This window comes from Xanthomonas sp. WHRI 6108, from assembly GCF_040202385.2.
GTDB classification, from domain to species: domain Bacteria; phylum Pseudomonadota; class Gammaproteobacteria; order Xanthomonadales; family Xanthomonadaceae; genus Xanthomonas; species Xanthomonas arboricola.
This window is the reverse complement of record NZ_CP168198.1, coordinates 3,109,043-3,132,450: the sequence shown is the minus strand read 5'-3', so window position 1 is coordinate 3,132,450 and position 23,408 is coordinate 3,109,043. Positions and strand designations below refer to the sequence as shown.

The following is a 23,408-nucleotide window of genomic DNA, read 5'->3' as shown; positions in this document are numbered from 1 at the left end:
TCTTGCCTGACACCGTGCTGCTCGCACTATGCGGACCGACCATCTAGACAGGTCCTTGCCCGCTCACCGTCGCGGGACCTTACGCGGCATGGATGCCGCGTAAGAGCCTACAAGGACGTACTTGCGGCGTGTCCCGCGATGGTGGGCGGGCAAGGGCCCTGCAGCCAGCGACACATCAACAACCGAAGCTAGGTGAGTCAAGAGCGCGGCGGCCTTCTCAATCCCGAATCCCCAATCCCGAATCCCGAATCCCGAATCCCAGCCCCTCAGGCATCCAGCTCGAGAACCATCCGCACCAACTCCGGCGACTCCGGATGCGGCTGCGGCTTGAAGCCCAGCGACTCGGCCAGCTGCAGCATCGGCACATTGCTTTGCAGCACGTCGCCGAACAGGCAATCCAGGTATTTGCGCCGTGCCCACTTGACCAGCTTGCGCATCAGCTGCCGTCCCAACCCCTGGCCGGCGACGAAGCTGCTGACCAGGATGGTGTACTCGGCCTGGCGGGTGCCCGGCACCAGCGCCGCGCGCGCCACCGCACCTACTAGGGCTTCGCCCGGGGGCAGCTGTTCGGCGGCCACCAGCACGATTTCGCTCTTGGGGTTGGGATGGGTCAGGCGCTGCACCATCTCCGGGGTGATTTCGGCGGAGGAACGCACGAAGCGCGCGCGGATTTCCTCCGGCCCCAACAGGCTGAAAGCACCCTGCAGCGGCGGACCGTCCTCGGGACGGATCGGACGGAGCAGGAGTGTGCGGCCATTGGGCAGACTGAAGTTTTCATGCCAGGGAGGCATGCGATTGCGAATGGCCATGACCGGTGTTCCTTAAAGATCGGAAGATTCTGGCACCCGCCCAGCGCACAACCGTGAATGAATCCGGTGCGCCGCTGGGGGTCGTCAGGGGGTGGCAGTGCTTCCCTGATCACTGTACCGAGCGATACCGTGATCCAGTCGTGAGTATGCAGCCGCGTTCGCCAGCGCGAACAGGCGCCCGGTACAGGCAACTCAGGCGTCCTGGCGCAGCCACTCCAGCCGGGTCGAGGCACCTGCCTCGCCCAGGTGCTGCTTCAGCACCGGCAGCGCGGGCGCCAGCACCTGGTCGAACTGCCATGGCGCATTGACGATCAGCAGCCCGCTGCCGGTGAGGCGCAGCGGCGAGTCGTCCGGGCGCACCTGCAGCTCGGCCACCAGCACCGACTTGGCCGGCAGCGTGGCCGCCTTGCGCATGAACGGCTGCAGGCTGCGGCGCAGCTTGATCGGGTACCACACCATGCAGATCGCCTGCGGCCAGCGCGCCAGCGTCTCGCGCACGCTATGGATGACCTGCGGGTACTCGGCTTCCTGCGCCTCGTAGGGCGGGTCGATCAGCACCAGCCCGCGGCCGATCTTGGTCTCGCCCGCGCGCGGCGGCACGAAGGCGCGAATCGCCTCGTAGCCATCGCCGGCATGCACGCGCACGCGGCTGTCCCTGGCGAACAGGCGCTTGAGCGCCTCGGCCTCTTCCGGCTGCAACTCGCAGAACGCCATGCGGTCCTGTTCGCGCAGCGCCTGCGCCGCCAGCAACGGCGAGCCGGGGTAATGGTTGATCTGGATGCCGGCGGTGGGGCGCGCCGGCTTCTGGCCGGGCGTGGCCGGGCGGGCGACGGTGTGGTTGTCGGCCTGTACCGCGCGCAGATAGCGTTCGACCACCTCGGGCAGGGTCGACTCGGCCATCAGCCGCATCACCCCGGCATCGGCCTCGTTGGTCTTGCGGCTTTCCTCGCCGCCGAGCTGGTAGCGCCCGCGTCCGGCGTGGGTGTCGAGCACGAAGAACGGCGTGTCCTTGCGCTTGAGGGTGTCGATCAGCGCCAGCAAGGCGATGTGCTTGAGCACGTCGGCATGGTTGCCGGCATGGAAGGCGTGGCGATAGTTCATCGCGGCAGTGTACGGGCCGCGCCAGCATGCGGCTATGCTGCGCGCCATGTCCGAGTCTCCCGCCCGCGTGCTCGTCGTCGAAGACGAAGCCGCCATTGCCGATACCGTGCTGTACGCGCTGCGCAGCGAAGGCTACGCGCCCGAACACTGCCTGCTGGGCCGTGACGCATTGGCACGCCTGCGTGCCGACCCGGCCGATGTGGTGGTGCTGGACGTGGGCCTGCCGGATATCAACGGCTTCGAGGTGTGCCGCACGCTGCGCGGGTTCAGCGACGTGCCGGTGATCCTCCTGACCGCGCGCAACGACGAGATCGACCGCGTGCTCGGCTTCGAACTGGGCGCCGACGACTACATGGCCAAGCCGTTCTCCCCGCGCGAGCTGGTGGCGCGGGTGCGCGCGCGGCTGCGTCGTCGCCATGCGGCCGCCGTGGCGGAGCCGGGCTGGCAGCCGCATGGCGCGTTTGCGATCGACCGCGAGGGCAGCCGCATCCGCTACGGCGATGCGCTGCTGCCGCTGACCCGCTACGAGTACGCGCTGCTGTCGGCGCTGTTGCAGCGCCCCGGCGCGATCCTGAGCCGCGCACAGCTGATGGACCGCGGCTGGGACGCCAGCGCCGACAGCGCAGACCGCACCGTGGACACCCATATCAAGACGCTGCGCGGCAAGCTGCGCCAGGCCGGCGTGCCGGCCGACCCGATCCGCACCCACCGTGGCCTCGGCTACGCGCTGGAGCTGTAGCCATGGCCACGCGCAGGCATCGCGTTGTTCTTCGGGTCGGGGCCTGAGATGCGGCTCGGTCTCAAGCTGTTCCTGGGCTTCTTCCTGATCGTGGGGCTGGCCGCGTTCTTCGTGATGCGGGTGTTCGTCAACGAGGTCAAGCCGGGTGTGCGCCAGGCGATGGAATCCACGCTGGTGGACGCGGCCAATGTGCTGGCGGAAATGGCCAGCAGCGAGCTGGCTGCCGGCACCATCGCCAGCGGCAGCTTTGCGCGCAACGTGGCGCAGGCGCAGCGGCGCGACCCCAAGGCCTGGGTGTGGCGGTTCCGCAAGAACGATGTGGCCTACCGCGTCACCGTCACCGACGCGCGCGGCGTGGTGGTGTTCGACTCGCTGGGCCGCGATGTGGGCCGCGACAACTCGCGCTGGAACGATGTCTATCGCACCTTGCGCGGTGAATACGGCGCGCGTTCCAGCCCCGAGGTCGATGGCGACCCGACCGCCACGGTGATGCATGTGGCCGCACCGATCTACGCGCCGAATGACCCGGCCAAGTTGATCGGCGTGCTGACGCTGGCGCAGCCCAATCGCAGCATCGACCCGTTCATCGAGGCCAGCCAGCGCAACATCCTGCAGCGCGGTGCCTGGCTGATCGGCATTTCCGCGCTGATCGGCATCTGGATGACCTGGTGGCTGATGCGCGGCATCGGCCGGCTCAATCGCTACGCACAGGCGGTGAGCGCCGGCGTGCCGGTGCCGCCCCCGGAGCCGCGCGGCGATGAAATCGGCGACCTCGGCCAGGCGCTGGAAAGCATGCGGCGCAAGCTGGAAGGCAAGGCCTACGTCGAGCAGTACGTGCAGTCGCTGACGCATGAGATGAAGAGCCCGCTGGCGGCAATCCGGGGTGCGTCCGAACTGTTGAGCGAGCCACTGCCGGAAGCCGATCGCCAGCACTTTGTCGCCAGCATCCGCGCGCAGGAGTTGCGCCTGACCGAAACCATCGACAAGCTGCTGGCACTGGCCGAGGTGGAACAGCACGGCTGGCTGCAGACGCGCGAGCGCATCGCGGTGGCTGGCCTGCTGCAGGCGGCCGTGGATGCCGTGCTGCCGCGCGCGGCAGCGGCCGGCGTGCTGCTGGAAAGCGATGCCGCATCCGACACGGCGCGCGGGCAGTACGTGCTCGGCGATGAATTCCTGCTGCGCCAGGCGCTGATCAACCTGCTGGAAAATGCCATCGCGTTTTCACCGCAGGGCAGCACCATCCAGCTGCGTACGCAGGTGCTGGAGGAACAGCTGCAGCTGGTGGTCGAGGACCGCGGCAGCGGCGTGCCGGACTACGCACTGGAACGGGTGTTCGAGCGTTTCTATTCGCTGGCCCGCCCGCAGACCGGACAGCGCAGCTCCGGCCTCGGCCTGCCGTTCGTACGCGAAGTGGCGCGCCTGCATGGTGGCGAGGCGACGCTGGGTAACCGCGAGGGTGGCGGCGCGATCGCGACCCTGCGCCTGCCCATCGGCTAAGCGCGGCTAACAAACCGTAGTGCGCAGTCGTCAGGTAGGTGAGGACGGCGAGGAGCAACCGGAGTGGACGAGTGGTACGCGCCGATTCCGCGCGCCGTCCGCGCCCGCCTGGCGGCTGTGTAGCAGGTGTGTCGGCGGCTCTGAACCGCATTGCGTGCCGTCAGTGCACAGGCCGGCGGCCGACGGCGGCGGCATCGCGGTGGCACGCAAGCGGCATGCGCCAGGTACATGCCGCATCCGTGTCCGTGTCCGCCGCGCCTCACCGTGCGCAGCCGCTGTGTGTCAGTGCACCACGTCGGCCCCGATGACGTCCTTGGCGACCGCCGACCAGGACAGCTTGCCAAAGCCCTTGTTGCCCCACTCGGTGCCCCAGCTGTTTTCGACGAGCAGCCCTTCGCTGTCGTAGCCCAGCGCGATCACCGCGTGCCCGCCCAGGATCGGCGTCTTGGTGTCGTAGTCGACCTGGTTTTTTGGCGTGAGGTCTTCGAACCCCTGCCTGACATAGAAGCCGATCGCCACCGGCGTGGACGAGGCCAGCGCGAGTTTGATCTGTTCGATCAGGGCCCGCCCGCCATTGCCGTCGCCCGAATACAGCACGGTGTACTTGCGGTACGGCGTGCGGTTCTTGGCGGCGTTGGCGCGGTCGGCCGCGGTGGGTGGGTTCTTCCAGTTGTAGTTGCCCCACGAATAATGCTGCTCGGTGTCGATGCCTTGGGCCAGCGCGACGTCCAGCGGCGCTTCCAGCGTGGAGCCTTCGTCGACGCCACCGTTGACCTGGCTGTAGAGATACATCGGGGCGAAGCGGGTTTGCGCCTGCTTGTTGGCGTTGGCATACCAGCCGGTCAGGGTGTGGGCGGTTGCCCATGACGCACACGACCCCACCTGGCCCTGGTCGCCCGGGGTAATTGCCCAGGCCGTCAGGTCGACCGTGGCGGGCAGGGGTTTGGCGGCGCTGGCAATGCCGAACAACGGAGTGACCGGCTGCATCAACGACGAGGGTTTCAGGCCCATCCCGTGCATTGCCGCCTGTGCGGCGGCGGAGGACAGGCTCAGGGCAGCGAGCAGGCAGAGCGTGAGCGAACGTTGCTTGGTCATGAAGGCAAACTCCAGGCGAGAGAGGAATGCAGTCGTGCGCGTTTCTGGAACCATGACCGGCAGGCGGGCATGCGTGTGCGACACCGCCGCTGCGGCGCGCGTGACGTTGAATGCGGATGCCGCGGAACCACGGAACTGCAACGCCGTGATCAACACAGACTCGAGAAAAGCAATGGCCCCGTGATGCGCAACTGCACTGGCATCGTTGCGCCTGGCGGCGAAGCGCGCGGCGGTGATGCGAAGCCTTGGCGATGCAACGGAAGCATGTCCTGGGCCTCTGTTGCATTTTTGCAGGGCAAAACCTGCATTTCCTAACGGGATCACAGTGCCGGTCGCCGAGCCTGCCGATCGCCCACTTCACATTCGCTTCAAATTCGCCTCAAACCTGCGACACCGGCGCAACGCACCCTGGCGACCTCCCAGACTGAGGAAGGTCGATGAAATCCCTGAAACTGTTGTTGCGCTTCGCCACCATTGGCGGATTGATCCTGTTGCTGCTGATTCCATTGCTGCTGATCCGCGGCACGGTGCAGGACCGTGCGCGTTACCGCGACGAGGCGGTGGAGCGGGTGGCGCAGAGCAAGGCCGGCGAGCAGCAGTTCATCGCGCCTGTGCGGGTGCTGCCGTTTACCGAGGACGTGCAGGTCACCGAGCCGGACGAGCAGGGCAACCCGCGCAAGGTCTGGCGCAAGCGCGACGGCCAGTTGCTGCAGACCCCGCGCACGCTCACCCTGAGCGGCGAGCTGACCCCGTCCGAGCGCAAGATCGGCCTGTTCCGTGTGCAGGTGTATTCGTGGAAGGCCAGGCTCAAGGCCGAGTTCGACCCGTTCGACTATCCGGCCGTGGCCGGTCGCCGCTATGGCCGGCCGCATCTGGCGGTGGGCATTTCCGATGTGCGCGGCCTGGTCGGCACGCCGAGCCTGCGGGTGGACGGCCGCAGCTTGCCGCTGGAGAGCGGAGCCGGCGGCCTGGTGGGGCGCTCGGCCGGTATCCATGCCGATCTGCAGCCGCTGGGCGATGCGCTGGCCGGCACGCTGGGTGACGGCAACCTGGTGGAGATGTCGTTCGTGCTGGACGGCACCCGCAGCCTGGCGATCGCACCGATTGCCGACAACAACGACATCGCGCTGCGCTCGGCCTGGCCGCATCCGCTGTTCGGCGGGCGCTTCCTGCCGAATGCGCCGACGATCGGTGCGCGCGGTTTCGATGCGAGCTGGTCGTTGTCGTCGCTGGCCACCGGTGCACAGAGCCAGCTGCAGTCCAGCCAGTCGTCGCTGGACACGCTGGAGGTGCGGCTGGTCGATCCGGTGGACGTGTATACCCAGGCCGACCGCGCCAGCAAGTACGGCATCCTGTTCGTGGTGCTGACCTTTGTGGCGTTCGTGTTGTTCGAGTTGATCAAGCGTCTGCCGATCCATCCCCTGCAATACCTGCTGGTGGGTCTGGCGCTGGCGATCTTCTTCCTGCTGCTGCTGAGCCTGTCCGAGCACATCGCGTTCTGGCAGGCGTACCTGGTCTCTGCCGCGGCATGTATCGGCCTGCAGTTCTTCTATCTGTCCGGGGTGTTGCGCAGCTGGGCGCGTGCAGCCGGGTTCTCGGCGATGCTCACGGCGTTGTACGGGGTGCTCTACAGCCTGTTGATCTCCGAAGACAACTCGCTGCTGATGGGATCGTTGCTGCTGTTCGGCATCCTGGCCAGCATCATGTGGGTGACCCGCAAGCTCGACTGGTACGAGCTTGGCAACAGCCTGCGCTGAGGCCGACATGCGCACGCACGCACAGTTGCACCGGCGGGCGCAGCGTTTGCTGCCCGCCGGGATCGACACGGTGGCGCTGCTTCCCGCAGCGCTGCCGCAGTATTGGGACGCTTCGCCGTTGTCGGCCTTGCCCTTGCGCCGCGACGGACGCCGCGGCGTGATCGGCCTGCGTCTGCATGCAGGCACCGCGCAGGCATTGCGCCTGGGCGGCAGCGGCTTCCTGCAGGCGGCGCGGCGGCAGGACGCGGCGGCAGGCAACGCGCGTCCGCGCCGCTACGGGCCGTGGCAGCGGTTGAGCAACGGCAGCTACTGGGCGCGCAGCACCGATGCACTGCTCGGTGTGCTGCTGGCCAGCGAGGAGGCGGCGGTGTGGTTGCTGTGGCAGCAGCCGGCTGCGGCGGCTCCGGGCAATGGCGGCTGGCTGCGCTGACGTACGGCGGCGCAGCTGCGCTAGGCTGGCTTACCATGGCCGGCATGAGCGGCTCCTCCCTGATCGTTGAAACGGTGCGCGGCACGCAGGTGCTGCCGCATCTGGCTGCGGTGGCGCAACTGCGCATCGCGGTGTTCCGCGCCTGGCCGTATCTGTACGACGGCGACGCCGATTACGAGCGCGGCTATCTGGCCGCCTACGCGGCCTCGCCGGACAGCGTGTTCGTGCTGGCACGCGATGGCGATGCGGTGATCGGCGCCTCCACCGGGCTGCCGCTGCTCGACGACAGCGAAGCCTTCCATGCGCCGTTCCGTGCAGCCGGCATCGACCCGGCCAGCGTGTTCTATTTCGGCGAATCGGTGCTGCTGCCGGACTATCGCGGGCAGGGAATCGGCCACGCATTTTTCGACCAGCGCGAGGCGCATGCACGTGCACTGGACCGCTTCGCGCTCACTGCGTTCTGCGCGGTGGAACGCGCAGAAGACGATCCGCGCAAGCCGGCCGACCATCGACCCAACGACGTGTTCTGGCGCAAACGTGGCTATGCACCGCAAGCGGACATGCGCGTGCAATTGGCATGGGTGGAGTTGCAACACGGCGAGATCGACCACAGTCTGCGGGTATGGACGCGGCCACTGCCGCCGTGACCGAGTCACTTCTTACGCCATCGATCAATCGCAACCAGGCCAGCAGATGAAAATTGCCGTCGCCAAATACCCGATCGGCAAACCTGCCGACTTTGCCGCGTTCGCCGCACGCCAGTCGGCGCTGGTGGGCGAGGCTGCCGCCGCTGGCGCACGCCTGCTGGTGCTGCCGGAGTATCTGTCGCTGGAGCTGGGCGCGACCTTCGGTCCGCAGATTTCTGCCGGGTTGCCGGAGTCGCTGGCGGCGATCCAGGCGCTGCGTGCGCCGTGGCTGGAGCTGTTTGCCGGCCTGGCGCGCCAGCATCAGCTGCATCTGGTGGCCGGCAGCTTTCTGCTGGACCTGGGCCAGGGCCGTTACCGTAATCGCAGCGACTGGTTCACCCCCGATGGCCGGCATGGCTGGCAGGACAAGCTGCAGCTGACCGGCTTCGAAAAGGCCACCGGGCTGATCGAGCCGGGCGATGCGCTGAAGGTGTTCGACCTGGATGGCGTGCGTGCGGCGATCGCGATCTGCTACGACAGCGAGTTCCCGCTGCCGGTGCGCGCGCAGTACGAGGCCGGCGCGCGGCTGTTGATCGTGCCCAGTTGCACCGACACCGCCGCCGGGGCGATGCGGGTACGGGTCGGCTGCCTGGCGCGCGCGCTGGAAAACCGTGTGTTCGTCGCGCAATCGGTCACGGCCGGGCAAGCACCGTGGAGCCCGGCGCTGGACGTCAATACCGGCGAAGCGGCGGTGTTCGCACCGATGGATGTCGGCTTCCCGGCCGATGGCGTGCTGGCGCAGACCCAGGGCACTGCCGTGTGGGCCTATGCGGAGCTTGATTTCGCCGCCTTCGAGGCCAGCCGCGCGCAGGCGCAGGTCGCCAACGATCGCGATTGGGTCGGTCAATTGGGCGCTCACGTTGCACGTGCCAGGCTGGCCACGTTCGACTGATAGAGCGTGGTCCTCAAAGGACGATGTTCATCGTCGGGCGAGCGCAGCCGGTGTTCGCGACGGCACTGCCATACGTACGCTGCAACGTTCACCCGCCGTGCCTCAAGTGGTGACCGCGCGCTACGGTACCTCAGCCACTTTCATCCCTTGCAATACCTCCCACCAGGTTCCCATGGCCAAGAAAACCCTGATTCCGCACAGCGTCCGTCTCGAGTTCGCGCCTGGCGCGCTGGTGCATAGCAATCTGTCCGGTGCGGCCTTCACCGACGACTGGCTGTGGGTGGCCGGCGACGAGGCCTGCGCGGTGGATCGCCTGCGCAGGCTCGAACCCGTGCAGCGCGAGACGCTGCGCTTCGGCCAGGGGCAGAGCTTTGCGCTGGCCGAGTTGCTGGACCTGCCCGGCGAGGCGGCCGAGGAGGCGGATCTGGAAGGCATGGCGCTGTCGGAGGGATTCCTCTGGGTGATCGGCTCGCATGGGCTCAAGCGCAAGAATGCCAAGCGCAGTCGCGACGATGCCGAAAACGCCAAACGCCTGACCAAGCTCAAGCTCGACGCCAACCGCCGCCTGCTGGCCTGCCTGCCGATCGAGCGCGATGCCGACGGCACCCCGCGCCTGGTGCGCGAAGCCGCCGACGGCCGTCGCGCGCTGCGGCTCAAGGGCGATGCCAAACACAACCAGCTCACCGAGCTGCTGGCCGACGACCCGCACTTCGGCCCGTTCCTGAAGATCCCGGGCAAGGACAACGGCTTCGATATCGAAGGCATCGTGGTGGACGGCGAGCGCCTGCTGCTGGGCCTGCGTGGCCCGGTGCTGCGCGGCTGGTCGGCGCTGCTGGAGATCCGGGTGCAGGCGCATGGCGAGCACCTGCGCCTGGCGCCGCTGGACGAGGACGGCACGCTGCTGCGCAAGCACTTCCTGCAATTGGGCGGGCTGGGCATCCGCGACCTGCATTATTCCGGCGACGACCTGTACCTGCTGGCTGGCCCGACCATGGTGCTGAACGGCGAAATCCGCCTGTTCAAATGGCCGGGCGCGCGTGCGGTGCTGGCCGCCAACCAGGCGCCGGTGCGCTTTCAGCACGCGCTGCTGGAATCGGCGGTGTTGCCGCACGGCACCGACAGCGACCGCGCCGAGGCGATCTGCAATCTTCCCAGCCACCTGGCCGGCGACACGCCCAGCTGGCTGGTGCTGTACGACGCGCCCGGCCCGGCGCGCAGCGGCGGCGATGACGTGGTCTACGGCGACCTGTTACGCAACCGCTGAGCCGCGCGCGGGCAGGTCTGCGCTGGTCAAGGTAAAATCGGCCGACTCCCGTTTTGCCGAGCGCTCCATGACCTGCCGCACCCGTTTTGCCCCCAGCCCCACCGGTTACCTGCACATCGGCGGCGCCCGCACCGCCCTGTATTGCTGGCTGGAGGCGCGCCGCCGCGGCGGGCAGTTCGTGCTGCGCATCGAAGACACCGACCGTGAGCGCAGCACCCAGGCCGCGATCGACGCCATCCTGGAGGCGATGGAATGGCTGGGCCTGGGCTACGACGAGGGCCCGATCTACCAGACCCAGCGCGTCGCCCGCTACCAGGAGGTCGCCGAGCAGCTGCTGGCCCAGGGCAAGGCCTATTACGCCTACGAAACCCGCGAAGAACTCGACGCCATGCGCGAGGCCGCGATGGCCAGGCAGGAAAAGCCGCGCTACAACGGCGCCGCCCGCGAGCAGAACCTGCCGTACCGCGACGACCCCAACCGGGTCATCCGCTTCAAGAATCCGGTCGGCGGCACGGTGGTGTTCGACGACCTGATCAAGGGCGTCATCGAGATCGCCAACAGCGAGCTCGACGACATGGTGATCTTCCGCCCGGACGGCTTCCCCACCTACAACTTCGCGGTGGTGGTGGACGACTGGGACATGGGCATCACCGAGGTGATCCGCGGCGACGACCACATCAACAACACTCCGCGCCAGATCAATATCTATGAGGCGCTGGGGGCCCCGGTGCCGAAGTTCGCGCACATGCCGATGATCCTGGACGAGCAGGGCGCCAAGCTGTCCAAGCGCACCGGCGCGGCCGACGTGATGCAGTACAAGGACGCCGGCTATCTGCCGCATGCGCTGATCAACTACCTGGCCCGTCTGGGCTGGTCGCACGGCGACCAGGAGTTGTTCAGTCGGCAGGAACTGCTCGACCTGTTCGACGTGAAGAACGTCAATTCCAAGGCGGCGCGGCTGGACATGGCCAAGCTGGGCTGGGTCAACCAGCACTACCTCAAGACCGACGACCCGGCCAGCATCGCCCCGCAGCTGGAATACCAGCTCGCCAGGCTGGGCATCGATGTCGCCGCCGGCCCGGCCGCCGCCGATGTGGTGGTGGCGCTGCGCGAACGCGTGCAGACCTTGAAGGAAATGGCCGAAAAAGCCGTGGTCTGGTACCAGCCGCTGGAAACCTACGACGAAGCGGCGGTGATGAAGCACCTCAAGCTGGGCGCAGAAGTGCCGCTGGGCAAGGCGCGCGAACTGCTAGCGGCACAGAGCGAATGGAGCGTGGAGACCGTCTCGGCCGCGTTGCACGACGCGGCCGCCGCGCTGGAGCTGGGCATGGGCAAGGTGGCCCAGCCGCTGCGCGTGGCCATCACCGGCACCCAGGTCAGCCCGGACATTTCGCAGACGGTGTACCTGGCCGGACGCGAGGGCGCCTTGAAACGCATCGATGCGGCACTCATCAAGATAGGGGCGGGCTGACCGCCGGAGCCTGTGATGAAAACCAACGAACACGCCTGCACTGCACCGCATCACCATGTCGACGACGCCAACGGCTTCGTGCGCGCGGTGGAGCGCGCCTGCAGCGAGCGCGGCCTGCGGCTGACGCCGATCCGCGCCAATGTGCTGCGGCTGATCGCCGACGCCGGCAAGCCGGTCAAGGCCTACGAACTGCTGGACTGGGTGCGCGAAGGCAAGGGCGTTGGCGCCGACGCTCCGCCCACGGTGTACCGCGCACTGGATTTCCTGATGGCCAATGGCTTCGTGCACAAGCTCGAGTCGGTCAACGCCTTCGTCGCCTGCCACCACCCCAACAGCGCCCAGCACTCGGTGCCGTTCTTGATCTGCGACCGCTGCCATAGCGCGGTGGAACTGGAAGACCGCGAGGTGGTGGCGCAACTGGAAGCGCGCGCCAAGGCGCTGGGCTTCCAGCCGCAGGCGCAGACGCTGGAAGTGCACGGCCTGTGCGCCAAGTGCGCGGTGGCCGAGTAAGCATCGCAAGGCAAACGCAGGGCGGTTCAGTTGAAGCGGCTAACAAACCCTCGCGGGCACCTTGCGGCATGGATGCCGCGCAAGCGCTTGCAGGGACGTACTTGCAGCGTGTGCCGCGACATTAGGCGGGCAAGGGCCCTGCTGCCAGGCAGCAGATCAGCTGGCGTGACAGAGTTTTGTTAGCCGCTCTATAAGTTGCCGGCAGTGCGCAGACGCAGCCATCTGCTGCAGACAAATGCGCTGTTGTTGTCACACCAACCAAGCTTCGAGCAGTACGCGCGTGCACGGGTGCCATGCACGCGCATCAGTGGGGTCGCCAGCGACTCATCGCTTACCCAAGCTATCAGACACCACCACGCATCACGCCGCGGCGTCGGTCTTGCACCCATAGCCCGCCAGAAACAGGGCGACCGCGCGCTGCGCGGCGCCGCGCAGATACTCGGGCGAGGGGTCCTTGAGTGCGCCGAACAGGCAAGGCATCAGGGTTTCCGCCTCCAGCAGCCCGCCGAACTGCCTTGACGCGATCAGGACGTTGGCGCAGCGGATCGCGCCGCGATCCATCTGCGTCTGCAGGTAATCGGCCATGCGTTGCACGCCTTCTTCCGGACCGGAATTGAAGAACAGCGCGCCCACGTCCGACCGCCCCGACACGCCGATGATGGTCTGCCAGATGGTGATCGAGCTGGGCGCGCACAGGAAACCGAGGATGTCCTCGCCGAAGCGCTGCAGGGTCTCGGCGACCGGGCCGTTGCTCTGCGAAAGTGCGTCCAGCAGCGGGTCGATGTAGCGGTCGGACATGTCCTTGGCAAACGCCACGAACAACTCCTCCTTGGACGGGAAATAGCCGTAGAGCGTGCGCTTGGAGCCGCCGACACGGGCGGCGATCTGCGACATCGAGGCGCCTTCGAAGCCCAGTTCGAGGAACACCTCGCTGGCCGCCTGCACGATGGCGTCGCGTTTTTCTTCGGTTCTGACCCGCATCCACTGACTCCCTTGGGTGCTTAAGTATACCGACTGGGCAGGAATGCTTGACGGCCGCTGATGCGCTTATTAGGATACCGAACCGTACCGTTTAGATTTAACCATCCTGCGTCCCGTCGGAGACCTCCTCGTGCGTCCTCATGCCTCGTTTCGCCTGCCCCTGCTCGCTGCTGCCGTTGCTGCCACCGTCCTGCTCAGTGCCTGCGGCAGCCCGCCGGGCGGCCCGCCGCCGGAGGAGGGCATGCCCGAAATGGGCGTGCTGACCGTCAAGCCGCAGCCGGTGACGCTGACCACCGAGCTGCCTGGACGCACGGTTCCCTACCTGATCGCCGAAGTTCGCCCGCAGGTGGGCGGCATCGTGCAGTCGCGCCAGTTCACCGAGGGCGGCGACGTCAAGGCCGGGCAGACGCTGTACCAGATCGATCCGGCGACCTACCGCGCCAGCTATGCCAGCGCCCAGGCCACCCTGGCCAAGGCGCAGGCCAACCTGCGCACCGCCAGACTCAAGGCCGAGCGCTACACCGAACTGGTGCAGATCAAGGCGATCAGCCAGCAGGACGGCGACGACACCGCCGCCGCGCTGGGCCAGGCCGAGGCCGATGTGGCCGCCGGCAAGGCCAGCGTGGAAACCGCGCGCATCAACCTGGCCTTCGCGCGCCTGGACGCGCCGATCTCCGGCCGCATCGGCCGCTCCAGCGTCACCCCGGGTGCCCTGGTGACCGCCAACCAGGCCACCGCACTGACCACCATCCAGCAACTGGACCCGATCTACATCGACGTCACCCAGCCCAGCGCGGCCTTGCTCCGCCTGAAGCAGGCGATGGCGCGCGGCGAGCTGGAGAAGGCCGGCGACGACGCGGCCAAGGTGTCGCTGCTGCTGGAAGACGGCAGCACCTATCCGCTGCAGGGCCACCTGGCGTTCTCCGATGTCACCGTCGACCAGAACACCGGCTCGATCACCTTGCGCGCGGTGTTCCCGAACCCGAATGCGGAGTTGTTGCCGGGCATGTACGTGCGCGCGGTGCTGCAGGAAGGCATCAAGGAGCAGGGCGTGCTGGTGCCGCAGCAGGCGGTCTCGCGCAATGGCGCCGGCAAGCCGACCGCGTTCGTGGTCGGCGCCGACCACAAGCTGCACCTGCGCGTGCTGGAAACCGACCGCGAAGTCGGCGACCAATGGCTGGTGCGCAGCGGCCTGAAGGCCGGCGAGCAGCTGGTGGTCGAAGGCGTCTCGCGCGCCCGCGACGGCATCGAGGTCAAGACCGTGCCGTGGCAGCCCAAGGGCAGGCCGGCCGCCGGTGCCGGCAATGCAGCCGCCGGCACTCCTTCCGCCCCGACCGCACCGCGTGCGGCCAACTGAGGCGGGATCACACGTCATGGCACGCTTCTTTATCGATCGTCCGATCTTCGCCTGGGTGTTGGCCATCATCGTGATGCTGGCCGGCATCCTGTCCATCGCCACCTTGCCGATTGCGCAATACCCCAGCATCGCGCCGCCCGCCGTCGCCATCACCGCCAACTATCCGGGCGCCTCGGCGCAGACCCTGGAAGACACCGTCACCCAGGTCATCGAGCAGAAGATGAAGGGGCTGGACCACCTCAGCTATATGGCCTCCACCAGCGAATCCAGCGGTGCGGTGACCATCACGCTGACCTTCGACAACGGCACCGATCCGGACACCGCGCAGGTGCAGGTGCAGAACAAGTTGTCGCTGGCCACGCCGTTGTTGCCGCAGGAAGTGCAGCAGCAGGGCGTGACGGTGACCAAGTCGGCCACCAACTTCCTCAACGTGCTGGCCTTCACTTCCGAAGACGGCAGCATGAGCGATTCGGACCTGTCCGATTACGTGGCGGCCAACGTGCAGGAAACCATCAGCCGCGTCGAAGGCGTGGGCGACACCACCTTGTTCGGCTCGCAGTACGCGATGCGGGTATGGATGGACCCGAACAAGTTGAACAACTTCAGCCTGACTCCGGTGGATGTGCGCACCGCGATCCAGGCGCAGAACGCGCAGGTTTCCGCCGGCCAGCTGGGCGCGTTGCCGGCGGTGCCCAACCAGCAACTCAATGCCACCATCACCGCGCAGACCCGGCTGAAGACCGCCGAGGAGTTCGAGAACATTTTGCTGCGCACGCAGTCCGATGGCTCGCAGGTGCGCCTGCGCGATGTGGCACGCATCGAGCTGGGCAGCGAGAGCTACAACACGGTGGGCCGCTACAACGGCAAGCCGGCCGCCGGTCTGGCGATCAAGCTGGCCACCGGCGCCAATGCGCTGGATACGGTGCGCGCGATCGACAAGAGCCTGGAGGAGCAGGAGAAATTCTTCCCGCCCGGCATGAAGGTGCAAAAGCCGTACGACACCACGCCGTTCGTGCGCATCTCCATCGAGCAGGTGGTGCATACGCTGATCGAAGCGGTGGTGCTGGTGTTTCTGGTGATGTACCTGTTCCTGCAGAACTTCCGCGCGACCTTGATCCCGACCATCGCGGTGCCGGTGGTGTTGCTCGGCACCTTCGGCGTGCTGGCGGCGTTCGGTTTCACCATCAACACGCTGACCATGTTCGCGATGGTGCTGGCGATCGGCCTGCTGGTGGACGATGCCATCGTAGTGGTGGAAAACGTCGAACGCGTGATGGGCGAGGAGCAGTTGTCGCCCAAGGACGCCACGCGCAAGTCGATGGACCAGATCTCCGGCGCGCTGGTCGGCGTGGCCCTGGTGCTGGCCGCGGTGTTCGTGCCGATGGCGTTCTTCGGCGGTTCCACCGGTGTGATCTACCGGCAGTTCTCGATCACGATCGTCTCGGCCATGACCTTGTCGGTGCTGGTGGCGATGATCCTGACTCCGGCCCTGTGCGCCACCTTGCTCAAGCCGGTGGAGAAGGGCCATGGTCTGGCGACCACCGGGTTGTTCGGCTGGTTCAACCGCCTGTTCGATCGTGGCAACAGCGGCTATCAGGGCGTGGTGCGGCACATGCTGGGCAAGGGCTGGCGCTACATGCTGGCCTATGCGGTGTTGCTGGCGTTGGTGGTGTTCGGCTTCATGAAGCTGCCGGTGGGCTTCCTGCCGGACGAGGACCAGGGCACGCTGTTCGTGCTGGTGCAGTTGCCGCCCGGTGCCACCGATGCGCGCACCGGCGAGGTGCTCAAGCAGGTGGAGCATCACTTCCTGGTCGATCAGAAGGACTCGGTTGCCGGCATCTTCGCGGTCTCCGGTTTCAGCTTTGCCGGTACCGGCCAGAACGTGGGCTTTGCCTTCGTCAAGTTGCGCCCGTGGGACGAGCGCACCGGCAAGGGCCAGAGCGTCACCGATGTGGCGGGCAAGGCCGGTGCGTTCTTCAGCACCATCCGCGATGCCAAGGTGTTCGCATTCGCACCGCCGGCGGTGTCGGAGCTGGGCAATGCGACCGGGTTCGACCTGATGCTGCAGGACCGCGCCAACCTCGGCCACGAGGCCTTGATGCAGGCGCGCAACCAGTTGCTGGCCGAGCTGTCGCAGGACAAGCGGCTGGTGGCGGTGCGCCCGAACGGGCAGGAGGACACGCCCGAGTTCAAGCTGGAAATCGATTCGCACAAGGCGCAGGCCATGGGCGTGTCGATCGCGGATATCAACAACACCTTCTCCAGCGCCTGGGGCAGTACCTACGTCAACGACTTCATCGACAAGGGCCGCGTCAAGAAGGTGATGCTGCAGGCCGATGCGGTGTACCGCATGAATCCGCAGGACATCGACCGCTGGTTCGTGCGCAACAGCGCCGGCACGATGGTGCCGTTCAACGCTTTCGCCACTGCCAGCTGGAGTTCCGGCTCGCCGCGTCTGGAGCGCTACAACAGCGTGCCGTCGGTGGAGATCCTGGGCATGGCGATGCCGGGTGCTGCATCCAGTGGCGAGGCGATGCAGATCGTCGAAGCGGCGGCGGCCAAGTTGCCCCCGGGCATCGGCTACGAGTGGACCGGGTTGTCGCGGCAGGAGAAATCCTCGACCGGCCAGACCGGCCTGTTGTACGGGTTGTCGATCCTGATCGTGTTCCTGTGTCTGGCCGCGTTGTACGAAAGCTGGGCGATTCCGTTCTCGGTGATCCTGGTGGTGCCGCTGGGCGTGTTCGGCACGCTGCTGGGCGCGATGCTGACCTGGAAAATGAACGATGTGTACTTCCAGGTGGGCCTGCTCACCACGATTGGCCTGGCATCGAAGAACGCGATCCTGATCGTGGAATTTGCCAAGGAGCTGCATGAAAGCGGCAAGAGCCTGATCGAGTCCGCATTGGAAGCGGCGCGCATGCGCCTGCGGCCGATCCTGATGACATCGCTGGCCTTCATCCTGGGCGTGGTGCCGCTGGTGCTCGGCAGTGGTGCCGGTGCAGGCGCGCAGCATGCCTTGGGCACCGCGGTGATCGGCGGCATGTTGTCCGGCACGATTCTGGCGATCTTCTTCGTGCCGTTGTTCTTCGTGCTGATCAGCGGCTTGTTCACCCGCCGCGCACAGCCCACTTCGCCCGCACCGCAACCGGCAGGACACTGAGATGACACCGATCCGCATGACATTGACCGCGATCGCGGTGGCCGGCGTGCTGTCCGGATGCACGCTGATGCCGCGCTACGCACGGCCCGACGCACCGGTGCCCGAGCGCTTTGCCGGCACCGAGCTCTCGACGGCGTCCACTTCCACCGATGCGGCCAGCCCCGCGCAGGCGATCGATATCGCCAACATCGGCTGGCGGCAGGTGTTCACTGACCCGGCGCTACAGCAGGTGATCGCGCTGGCATTGGAGAACAATCGCGACCTACGCGTGGCCGCGCTCAACATCGAAGTGGCACGTGCGCAGTACCGGGTGGAGCGCGCCGCGCTGCTGCCTGCCGTGCAGGGCACCGGCACCGCCAACAACGCGCGTACGCCGTCGGAGCTGGCCATTCCCGGCCAGCCGCAGGTGTTCCGGACCTACAGTGCCAACATCGGCGTCAGTGCGTACGAGCTGGATCTGTTCGGGCGTGTGCGCAGCCTCAAGGAACAGGCGCTGCAGCAGTTCCTGTCCACTGCCGAGGCACGCCGCAGCACCCATATCAGCCTGGTGGCCGAAGTGGCCACTGCCTATCTGACGCTGGCGGCCGATCAGCAGTTGCTGCAGCTGGCGCAGTCCACCTTGAGCAGCCAGGGCGACAGCTATCGCCTGCAGCAACGCAGTTTCGAGTTGGGTGTGGCCTCGCAGCTCAGCTTGCGCCAGGCGCAGACCACGGTGGAAACCGCACGCGTGGATGTGGAGCGCTATACCGCGCAAGTGGCGCAGGACCGCAATGCCCTGGTGCTGCTGGTCGGCACGCAGGTGCCGGCGGAATTGCTGCCGCGTGCCTTGCCCGATGGCGCCAGCGTGGACGGCAACGTGCTGGCCCGCGTGCCGGCCGGGTTGCCGTCGCAGTTGCTGCAGCGCCGCCCGGACATCCTGGAGGCCGAGCGCAACCTGCGTGCGGCCAATGCCAACATCGGTGCGGCACGCGCGGCGTTCTTCCCGAGCATCAGCCTGACCGCATCGACCGGCTCGTCCAGCAGCAGCCTGTCCAACCTGTTCGATTCCGGCACCCGCGCCTGGAGCTTCGTGCCCACGCTGACGCTGCCGATCTTCAACGCCGGGCGTAACCGCGCCAACCTGGACATGGCCAAGGCCAACCGCGATATCGAGGTGGCGCAGTACGAAAAGGCGATCCAGAGCGCGTTCCGCGAGGTCTCCGATGCGCTCGCGCAACGCGAGACCCTGGGCCGGCAGTTGCAGGCGCAACAGGCCCTGGTCGATGCCACCGCCGACAGCTACCGGCTGTCGCAAGCGCGCTTCGAACGCGGCGTGGACAGCTACCTGCAGGCGCTGGATGCGCAGCGCGCGCTGTACAGCGCGCAGCAGAACTTGATCACCACGCAGCTGTCGCGCTTCACCAATCTGGCGACGTTCTACAAGGCGATGGGCGGCGGTTGGCTGCAATCGGCCGACCCGGCGGTGGCCACGACGGCGACGGGGCAGCCACATGGATGACGCCGCTGCCGAGGCCCCGGCGCCCAGGCGCGCACCGCACGACAAGCGTGGCGCGATCCTGCGCGCGGCAGCCGAGCTGTTTCCACGCCAGGGCTTCGACAAGACCAGCATGGACAGCATCGCCGAGCGCGCAGTGGTGTCCAAGGCCACGGTGTATGCGCACTTCGCGTCCAAGGAGGTGCTGTTCCGTACCACCCTGGAGGCGCTGGCGCACCAGTCGCCCAATCCCTGGGAGGCGCTGTTGAACATGCGCGGGCCGCTGCCCGTGCGTCTGCTCGCCATCGCCGACGCGGTCGTGCGCATGGCGGCCAGCAATGCGCTGGGCGATGCTGCCTACGGCCTGGTGCGGCCGCCGGCACTGCCCAGCCAGATACGCGAGGAGATGTGGACGCTGGGCTTCGAGCGCTACGACACCACGATGCGTGCGGTGTTGGCGCGCGAAGTGGAGCAGGGCAGCCTGGTCATCGACAATCTGCCGGATGCCTCGGTGCATTTCTTCGGATTGATGACCGGCATGCCGGCCAACGCGGCACTGCATGGCAGCACGTTGCCAGCACCGGCCGCCACGCAGCACGGGTATGTCGCCAGTGCGGTGGCGCTGTTTCTGCGCGCGTATCGGCCGCAACCGCCGGTGGTGACAGCGGAAGGCAAGCGCGAGGTACCGAGCGGGTTCTAGCTGCGGCGGCAGGACAGCGCAATGGGCGTTACCGAGAAGGGCTGGTCGCGCGCAGGCACGCTCCTACACGGGTGTGTCAGCGCGCCGGAGCGTGCCGCAATGCGTCGATCACCCCTTCAGCCCAGCCGCAAGCCGACGCTGTCGTAGGAGCGTGTCACCGCACCAGGTCAAGCCGCAATGCGTCGATCACCCCCTTCAACCCGGCCGCAAGCCGAGGTCGTTGTAGGAGCGTGCCCGCGCGCGATGGGGCGTTACCGAGAAGGCCTCGTCACGCGCAGGCACGCTCCTACACAAGCGTGTCACCGCGCCGGAGCGCGCCGCAACGCGTCGATCACCCCCTTCAACCCGTCCGCAAGCCGACGCTGTCGTAGGAGCGCGCCCGCGCGCGATGGGGCGTTACCGACAAAGGCCTGGTCGCGCGCAGGCACGCTCCTACACGGGTGTGTCAGCGCGTCAGATCGTGCCGCAATGCGTCGATCACCCCTTCAGCCCGGCCGCAAGCCGACGCTGTCGTAGGAGCGTGCCCGCGCGCGATGGGGCGTTACCGAGAAGGCCTGGTCGCGCGCAGGCACGCTACTACTCGGGCGTGTCAGCGCGCCAGGTCGTACCGCAACGCATCGATCACCCCTTCAACCCGTCCGCAAGCCGACGCTGTCGTAGGAGCGTGCCCGCGCGCGATGGGGCGTTACTGAGAAGGCCTGGTCGCGCGCAGGCACGCTCCTACACGGGTGTGTCAGCGCGCCAGGTCGTGCCGCAACGCATCGATCACTACCTTGAGTGCGCGCGAGGATTGGCGGCGGCTGGGGTAATAGGCGTGAGCCATCGAACGGCTCGCACCAGTCCTCCAGCACGCGGCGTAGCCGGCCGGCGGCGATGTGCCCTAGCGCCATGGTTTCCGGCAAGAACGCGGGTCCGCCGCCGGCCAACGCGGCAGGCAGGATGGCGCTGCTGCCGTTGAAGGTCCATTGGCCGTCCACGCGCACCTTGACCTCGCGGCCGTCCTTTTCGAAATCCCAGGGCAGCAGGCCGCCATGGGTGGGCAGGCGCAAGCCGATGCAGTTGTGCCGGGCCAGCTCGGCCGGCGCGGCGGGGATGGTGTGGTGCACGAAGTAGTCCGGCACCGCCACCACCGCCATGCGCTGCACCGGGCTGATCGGCACCGCGATCATGTCCTTGGCGACCTGGTCGCCCAGCCGGATGCCGATGTCGTAGCGCTCGGCAACGATGTCGGCCAGCCCGTAATCGACGGTGACCTCGATCTTGAGGTCGAGATAGTCGGGCAGTACGTTCGACAACGCCGGCCAGATATAGGCATCGGCGGCGTGGCCGGCGGTGGTGATACGGATGGTGCCGGCCGGCTTGTCGCGGAAGTCGGTGAGCGCGCATGCCATTCATGCCGCTGCATGCTGCGCGATGGTGCGTGATGGCTTCAAATCCGAGATGTCATTGCCGCATTGATGCGCTGTGTTTCTAGGTGCATGCGCGGTTGCCCGGGTAATGCCGGCGCACACGCGCGCTACAGTGCAGGCACTTGGATCGAGGAGCACTGCCATGAATCTGTTCGCAACTGCGATGTCGCTGTCGATGATGGCCGCCGTCACGCCCGGTGGTGAAGAGCAACAGGCGATCAGGGTGAGCAAGGCCGGTGGCGCCGCATCTGCGGCCGGCCCGGCCGACTATTTCACCGGCAAGGTGCGCATCGATGCGCCCTTCCAGGCCGACGCGCCGGCGCGGGTGGGCGGCGCCACGGTGACTTTCGAACCTGGCGCGCGCACCGCCTGGCACACCCACCCACTGGGGCAGACGCTGATCGTCACCGCCGGTGCCGGGCGCGTGCAGGAATGGGGCAAGCCGGCGCAGCAGATCCGCCCGGGCGACATCGTGTGGATTCCGCCGGGCGTCAAGCACTGGCACGGGGCCAACGCCACCGTGGCGATGTCGCATATCGCCATCGCCGAAGCGCAGGACGGCTCGCCGGTGACGTGGCTGGAGCAGGTCAGCGAGGCGCAGTACGCGGCCGAGTGACACGGCGCTCAACGGTGACGTGGTGCGGTCTGCCGCGTCGTCGTGGGTGATGCATGTCGCTTAGTGCAGGAGCGCGTGACTAGGCTCCGCTGCGTCACTGCGCACGAATGAGCTTACGCCGCTTGTGTCGCAGCCTGTGCTCCGGCACGCAACCGTTGCGCGTCACGTGCGGGCGGCGCGCCGAGAATGCGTGCGTAGTCGCGACTGAATTGCGAGGCGCTCTCGTAGCCGACGCGGAAGCCGGCATCGGCGGCATTCAGCGCTTCGGCCAGCATCAGCCGGCGCGCTTCGTGCACGCGCAGATGCGAGCGATATTCCAGCGGCGTCATCGAAGTGACCGCCTTGAAATGCGCATGAAAGGTGGAGCGGCTCATTGCCGACAGATCGGCGATCTGCTCGATGCGGAAGCGCTGTGCGTAGTGCTCGCGCAGCCAGACAATGGCTTTGGAAATCTGGTTGAGCCGGCTGTCGGCGATGGCCATCTGGCGGACCACCGCATTGGCCGGATCGGCCATCAGGCGATAGAGCACTTCGCGCAGGACCAGCGGTGCCAGCGCGGCGATCTCCTGCGGTTGGTCGAGCAGACGCGCCAGCCGCACTGCAGCGTCCTGCAATGGCGGGGTGCTGTGGTTGAGCAACAAGCCGGCCTGCGCCGCATCGCGTTGCGGCTCCACCAGCTCCGGGTGGCTGACGGCCAGGTCGCTCAGCACGGCGGTGTCCAGATCCAGGCAGAAACACAGATACGGCTGCGCGGCGCTGGCCTCGATCACCGAACCGACGATCGGTAGATCCACCGAGGCCACCAGATACATCTGCGGGTGATAGAGATACGCCGCCGCGCCCAGCATCGCCTGCTTGCGGCCTTGCGCCACCAGGCACAGCATCGGCGTGTAGACCGTGGGCACCGACACGGTGGGCGAGGCGCTGCGCATGATCTGCAGCCCGGCAATCCGGGTGGCGTGCATGCCGTCGCCAGGAGCATGGCGCAGCAGGATGTCGGTCATCTCGGTCAAGGCGGACATGCAGGACTCGGCGGTGGCACCAGGCGGCTCGGCCGCGATGCCGTCGATCGTACAAGACCCACTGTCATGGAGCCCACATGACGACCGCAGCAGCGGCAAAGGCAGCGCCGGGTGGCGCCGGCACCGGCGGGCAGGCCCGCGCGCCCGACGCCCGACAATCGCAGGCCAGACACGATCCTGCGCTCACACACGCGCCGTATCATGGGTGTCTGTTCCCGTGACCATCCCGTCCCATGCCCGCAAAACGTTCGACCATCCCCGCACCGGCAAGCCCGGCCGACTGGAAGGCGCTCGAGGCTGCCGCCACGGCCGAACTTGCGCGCCGCACGGCGCAAGCGCATCAGCAGATCCTGGGATTGTTGAACACGCATGGGCATCTGCTCAGCGAGGCGCAGCGGCGCGGATTGCACCGGCGCTTGCTGCGTGCGGGACGCTAAA

At 67.2% G+C, this 23,408-nt stretch carries 20 protein-coding genes, 1 other RNA gene and 1 pseudogene; 15 read left to right on the top strand and 7 right to left on the bottom strand.

Translation table 11 applies throughout. The annotated features are described in order from the left end of the window. Window positions 1-266: 266 nt before the first annotated feature. On the bottom strand, window positions 267-809 hold the full coding sequence (locus ABQ039_RS13185) for a GNAT family N-acetyltransferase (RefSeq protein WP_039526258.1): 543 nt from the start codon (window positions 807-809) through the stop codon (window positions 267-269). Between the two features lie 192 nt (window positions 810-1,001). Further along, entirely contained in the window at window positions 1,002-1,910 is a 909-nt protein-coding gene (locus ABQ039_RS13180; RefSeq protein ID WP_016902309.1) for a 23S rRNA (adenine(2030)-N(6))-methyltransferase RlmJ, read from the bottom strand. A 34-nt stretch (window positions 1,911-1,944) separates the two neighbouring features. Here ABQ039_RS13180 and creB point away from each other — a divergent pair, with 34 nt between their 5' ends. Beyond that, complete coding sequence (gene creB, locus ABQ039_RS13175) at window positions 1,945-2,649, top strand: two-component system response regulator CreB (protein WP_349778045.1); 705 nt, start codon at window positions 1,945-1,947, stop codon at window positions 2,647-2,649. A 48-nt stretch (window positions 2,650-2,697) separates the two neighbouring features. Further along, window positions 2,698-4,146 (top strand): two-component system sensor histidine kinase CreC, encoded by a 1,449-nt coding sequence (gene creC, locus ABQ039_RS13170; RefSeq protein ID WP_349778046.1) that lies wholly within the window; start codon window positions 2,698-2,700, stop codon window positions 4,144-4,146. Between the two features lie 4 nt (window positions 4,147-4,150). Here the strand turns inward: creC and ABQ039_RS13165 are convergent. Beyond that, window positions 4,151-4,226, bottom strand: a non-coding RNA gene (locus tag ABQ039_RS13165) — sX9 sRNA. Between the two features lie 202 nt (window positions 4,227-4,428). Then, window positions 4,429-5,241 (bottom strand): C1 family peptidase, encoded by an 813-nt coding sequence (locus tag ABQ039_RS13160; RefSeq protein WP_349778047.1) that lies wholly within the window; start codon window positions 5,239-5,241, stop codon window positions 4,429-4,431. Window positions 5,242-5,678: 437 nt separating this feature from the next. Between ABQ039_RS13160 and creD the strand changes: the two genes are divergently transcribed. The 7 genes from creD (at window position 5,679) to ABQ039_RS13125 (ending at window position 12,251) form a co-directional block, all read left to right on the top strand. Further along, window positions 5,679-6,998, top strand: a complete 1,320-nt coding sequence (gene creD / locus ABQ039_RS13155) for a cell envelope integrity protein CreD (protein WP_349778048.1) — start codon at window positions 5,679-5,681, stop codon at window positions 6,996-6,998. Window positions 6,999-7,005: 7 nt separating this feature from the next. Next, the gene (locus ABQ039_RS13150; RefSeq protein ID WP_349778049.1) at window positions 7,006-7,428 is read left to right on the top strand and encodes a hypothetical protein; all 423 of its coding nucleotides are present in this window, start codon (window positions 7,006-7,008) and stop codon (window positions 7,426-7,428) included. Further along, entirely contained in the window at window positions 7,425-8,075 is a 651-nt protein-coding gene (locus ABQ039_RS13145) for a GNAT family N-acetyltransferase (protein WP_349778093.1), read from the top strand. The genes ABQ039_RS13150 and ABQ039_RS13145 overlap by 4 nt, the downstream gene beginning before the upstream one ends. A gap of 46 nt (window positions 8,076-8,121) precedes the next feature. Beyond that, window positions 8,122-9,006 carry a carbon-nitrogen hydrolase family protein gene (locus ABQ039_RS13140; protein WP_065032530.1) on the top strand — a complete coding sequence of 295 codons (885 nt, stop codon included), beginning with the start codon at window positions 8,122-8,124 and terminating at the stop codon, window positions 9,004-9,006. Between the two features lie 172 nt (window positions 9,007-9,178). Next, on the top strand, window positions 9,179-10,270 hold the full coding sequence (locus ABQ039_RS13135; protein ID WP_349778050.1) for a DUF3616 domain-containing protein: 1,092 nt from the start codon (window positions 9,179-9,181) through the stop codon (window positions 10,268-10,270). A gap of 67 nt (window positions 10,271-10,337) precedes the next feature. Further along, entirely contained in the window at window positions 10,338-11,741 is a 1,404-nt protein-coding gene (gene gltX, locus ABQ039_RS13130) for a glutamate--tRNA ligase (protein WP_065032529.1), read from the top strand. Window positions 11,742-11,756: 15 nt separating this feature from the next. Continuing rightward, window positions 11,757-12,251, top strand: coding sequence for a transcriptional repressor (locus tag ABQ039_RS13125; protein WP_024939899.1), 495 nt, complete (start codon window positions 11,757-11,759; stop codon window positions 12,249-12,251). A gap of 360 nt (window positions 12,252-12,611) precedes the next feature. On the opposite strand, the gene ABQ039_RS13120 is transcribed toward ABQ039_RS13125, so the two are convergent. Beyond that, a complete protein-coding gene (locus ABQ039_RS13120; protein WP_349778051.1) occupies window positions 12,612-13,232 on the bottom strand; it encodes a TetR/AcrR family transcriptional regulator in 621 nt (206 codons plus the stop codon). Between the two features lie 130 nt (window positions 13,233-13,362). On the opposite strand from ABQ039_RS13120, the gene ABQ039_RS13115 reads away from it, so the two are divergent. The 4 genes from ABQ039_RS13115 to ABQ039_RS13100 are packed head-to-tail and all read left to right on the top strand — an operon-like array spanning window position 13,363 to window position 19,923. Beyond that, window positions 13,363-14,589, top strand: coding sequence for an efflux RND transporter periplasmic adaptor subunit (locus ABQ039_RS13115; protein ID WP_039813086.1), 1,227 nt, complete (start codon window positions 13,363-13,365; stop codon window positions 14,587-14,589). 16 nt (window positions 14,590-14,605) lie between these two features. After that, complete coding sequence (locus tag ABQ039_RS13110; protein WP_349778052.1) at window positions 14,606-17,749, top strand: efflux RND transporter permease subunit; 3,144 nt, start codon at window positions 14,606-14,608, stop codon at window positions 17,747-17,749. A gap of 1 nt (window position 17,750) precedes the next feature. Continuing rightward, a complete protein-coding gene (locus tag ABQ039_RS13105) occupies window positions 17,751-19,247 on the top strand; it encodes an efflux transporter outer membrane subunit (RefSeq protein WP_349778053.1) in 1,497 nt (498 codons plus the stop codon). Beyond that, window positions 19,240-19,923, top strand: a complete 684-nt coding sequence (locus tag ABQ039_RS13100; RefSeq protein ID WP_349778054.1) for a TetR/AcrR family transcriptional regulator — start codon at window positions 19,240-19,242, stop codon at window positions 19,921-19,923. Before ABQ039_RS13105 ends, ABQ039_RS13100 begins: the two co-directional genes overlap by 8 nt. Before the next feature lie 733 nt (window positions 19,924-20,656). Here the strand turns inward: ABQ039_RS13100 and ABQ039_RS13095 are convergent. After that, window positions 20,657-21,305: pseudogene (locus ABQ039_RS13095) on the bottom strand (LysR substrate-binding domain-containing protein); the annotation flags it as partial. Between the two features lie 169 nt (window positions 21,306-21,474). On the opposite strand from ABQ039_RS13095, the gene ABQ039_RS13090 reads away from it, so the two are divergent. Next, window positions 21,475-21,948 carry a cupin domain-containing protein gene (locus tag ABQ039_RS13090; protein ID WP_024939905.1) on the top strand — a complete coding sequence of 158 codons (474 nt, stop codon included), beginning with the start codon at window positions 21,475-21,477 and terminating at the stop codon, window positions 21,946-21,948. 113 nt (window positions 21,949-22,061) lie between these two features. Here ABQ039_RS13090 and ABQ039_RS13085 read toward each other — a convergent pair whose 3' ends face one another. Further along, window positions 22,062-22,970, bottom strand: a complete 909-nt coding sequence (locus ABQ039_RS13085) for an AraC family transcriptional regulator (RefSeq protein WP_043088272.1) — start codon at window positions 22,968-22,970, stop codon at window positions 22,062-22,064. Between the two features lie 233 nt (window positions 22,971-23,203). Between ABQ039_RS13085 and ABQ039_RS13080 the strand changes: the two genes are divergently transcribed. After that, window positions 23,204-23,407: a hypothetical protein gene (locus ABQ039_RS13080; RefSeq protein ID WP_024939907.1), complete on the top strand. Its 204-nt coding sequence runs from the start codon at window positions 23,204-23,206 to the stop codon at window positions 23,405-23,407. Window position 23,408 lies beyond the last annotated feature (1 nt).

Bases quoted from the DNA above. Each gene is read 5' to 3' on its own strand.
- ABQ039_RS13185 (WP_039526258.1), bottom strand. From the start codon at position 809: ATGGCCATTCGCAATCGCATGCCTCCCTGGCATGAAAACTTCAGTCTG.
- ABQ039_RS13180 (WP_016902309.1), bottom strand. From the start codon at position 1,910: ATGAACTATCGCCACGCCTTCCATGCCGGCAACCATGCCGACGTGCTC.
- creB (WP_349778045.1), top strand. From the start codon at position 1,945: ATGCTGCGCGCCATGTCCGAGTCTCCCGCCCGCGTGCTCGTCGTCGAA.
- creC (WP_349778046.1), top strand. From the start codon at position 2,698: ATGCGGCTCGGTCTCAAGCTGTTCCTGGGCTTCTTCCTGATCGTGGGG.
- ABQ039_RS13160 (WP_349778047.1), bottom strand. From the start codon at position 5,241: ATGACCAAGCAACGTTCGCTCACGCTCTGCCTGCTCGCTGCCCTGAGC.
- creD (WP_349778048.1), top strand. From the start codon at position 5,679: ATGAAATCCCTGAAACTGTTGTTGCGCTTCGCCACCATTGGCGGATTG.
- ABQ039_RS13150 (WP_349778049.1), top strand. From the start codon at position 7,006: ATGCGCACGCACGCACAGTTGCACCGGCGGGCGCAGCGTTTGCTGCCC.
- ABQ039_RS13140 (WP_065032530.1), top strand. From the start codon at position 8,122: ATGAAAATTGCCGTCGCCAAATACCCGATCGGCAAACCTGCCGACTTT.
- ABQ039_RS13135 (WP_349778050.1), top strand. From the start codon at position 9,179: ATGGCCAAGAAAACCCTGATTCCGCACAGCGTCCGTCTCGAGTTCGCG.
- gltX (WP_065032529.1), top strand. From the start codon at position 10,338: ATGACCTGCCGCACCCGTTTTGCCCCCAGCCCCACCGGTTACCTGCAC.
- ABQ039_RS13125 (WP_024939899.1), top strand. From the start codon at position 11,757: ATGAAAACCAACGAACACGCCTGCACTGCACCGCATCACCATGTCGAC.
- ABQ039_RS13120 (WP_349778051.1), bottom strand. From the start codon at position 13,232: ATGCGGGTCAGAACCGAAGAAAAACGCGACGCCATCGTGCAGGCGGCC.
- ABQ039_RS13110 (WP_349778052.1), top strand. From the start codon at position 14,606: ATGGCACGCTTCTTTATCGATCGTCCGATCTTCGCCTGGGTGTTGGCC.
- ABQ039_RS13105 (WP_349778053.1), top strand. From the start codon at position 17,751: ATGACACCGATCCGCATGACATTGACCGCGATCGCGGTGGCCGGCGTG.
- ABQ039_RS13100 (WP_349778054.1), top strand. From the start codon at position 19,240: ATGGATGACGCCGCTGCCGAGGCCCCGGCGCCCAGGCGCGCACCGCAC.
- ABQ039_RS13090 (WP_024939905.1), top strand. From the start codon at position 21,475: ATGAATCTGTTCGCAACTGCGATGTCGCTGTCGATGATGGCCGCCGTC.
- ABQ039_RS13085 (WP_043088272.1), bottom strand. From the start codon at position 22,970: ATGTCCGCCTTGACCGAGATGACCGACATCCTGCTGCGCCATGCTCCT.
- ABQ039_RS13080 (WP_024939907.1), top strand. From the start codon at position 23,204: ATGCCCGCAAAACGTTCGACCATCCCCGCACCGGCAAGCCCGGCCGAC.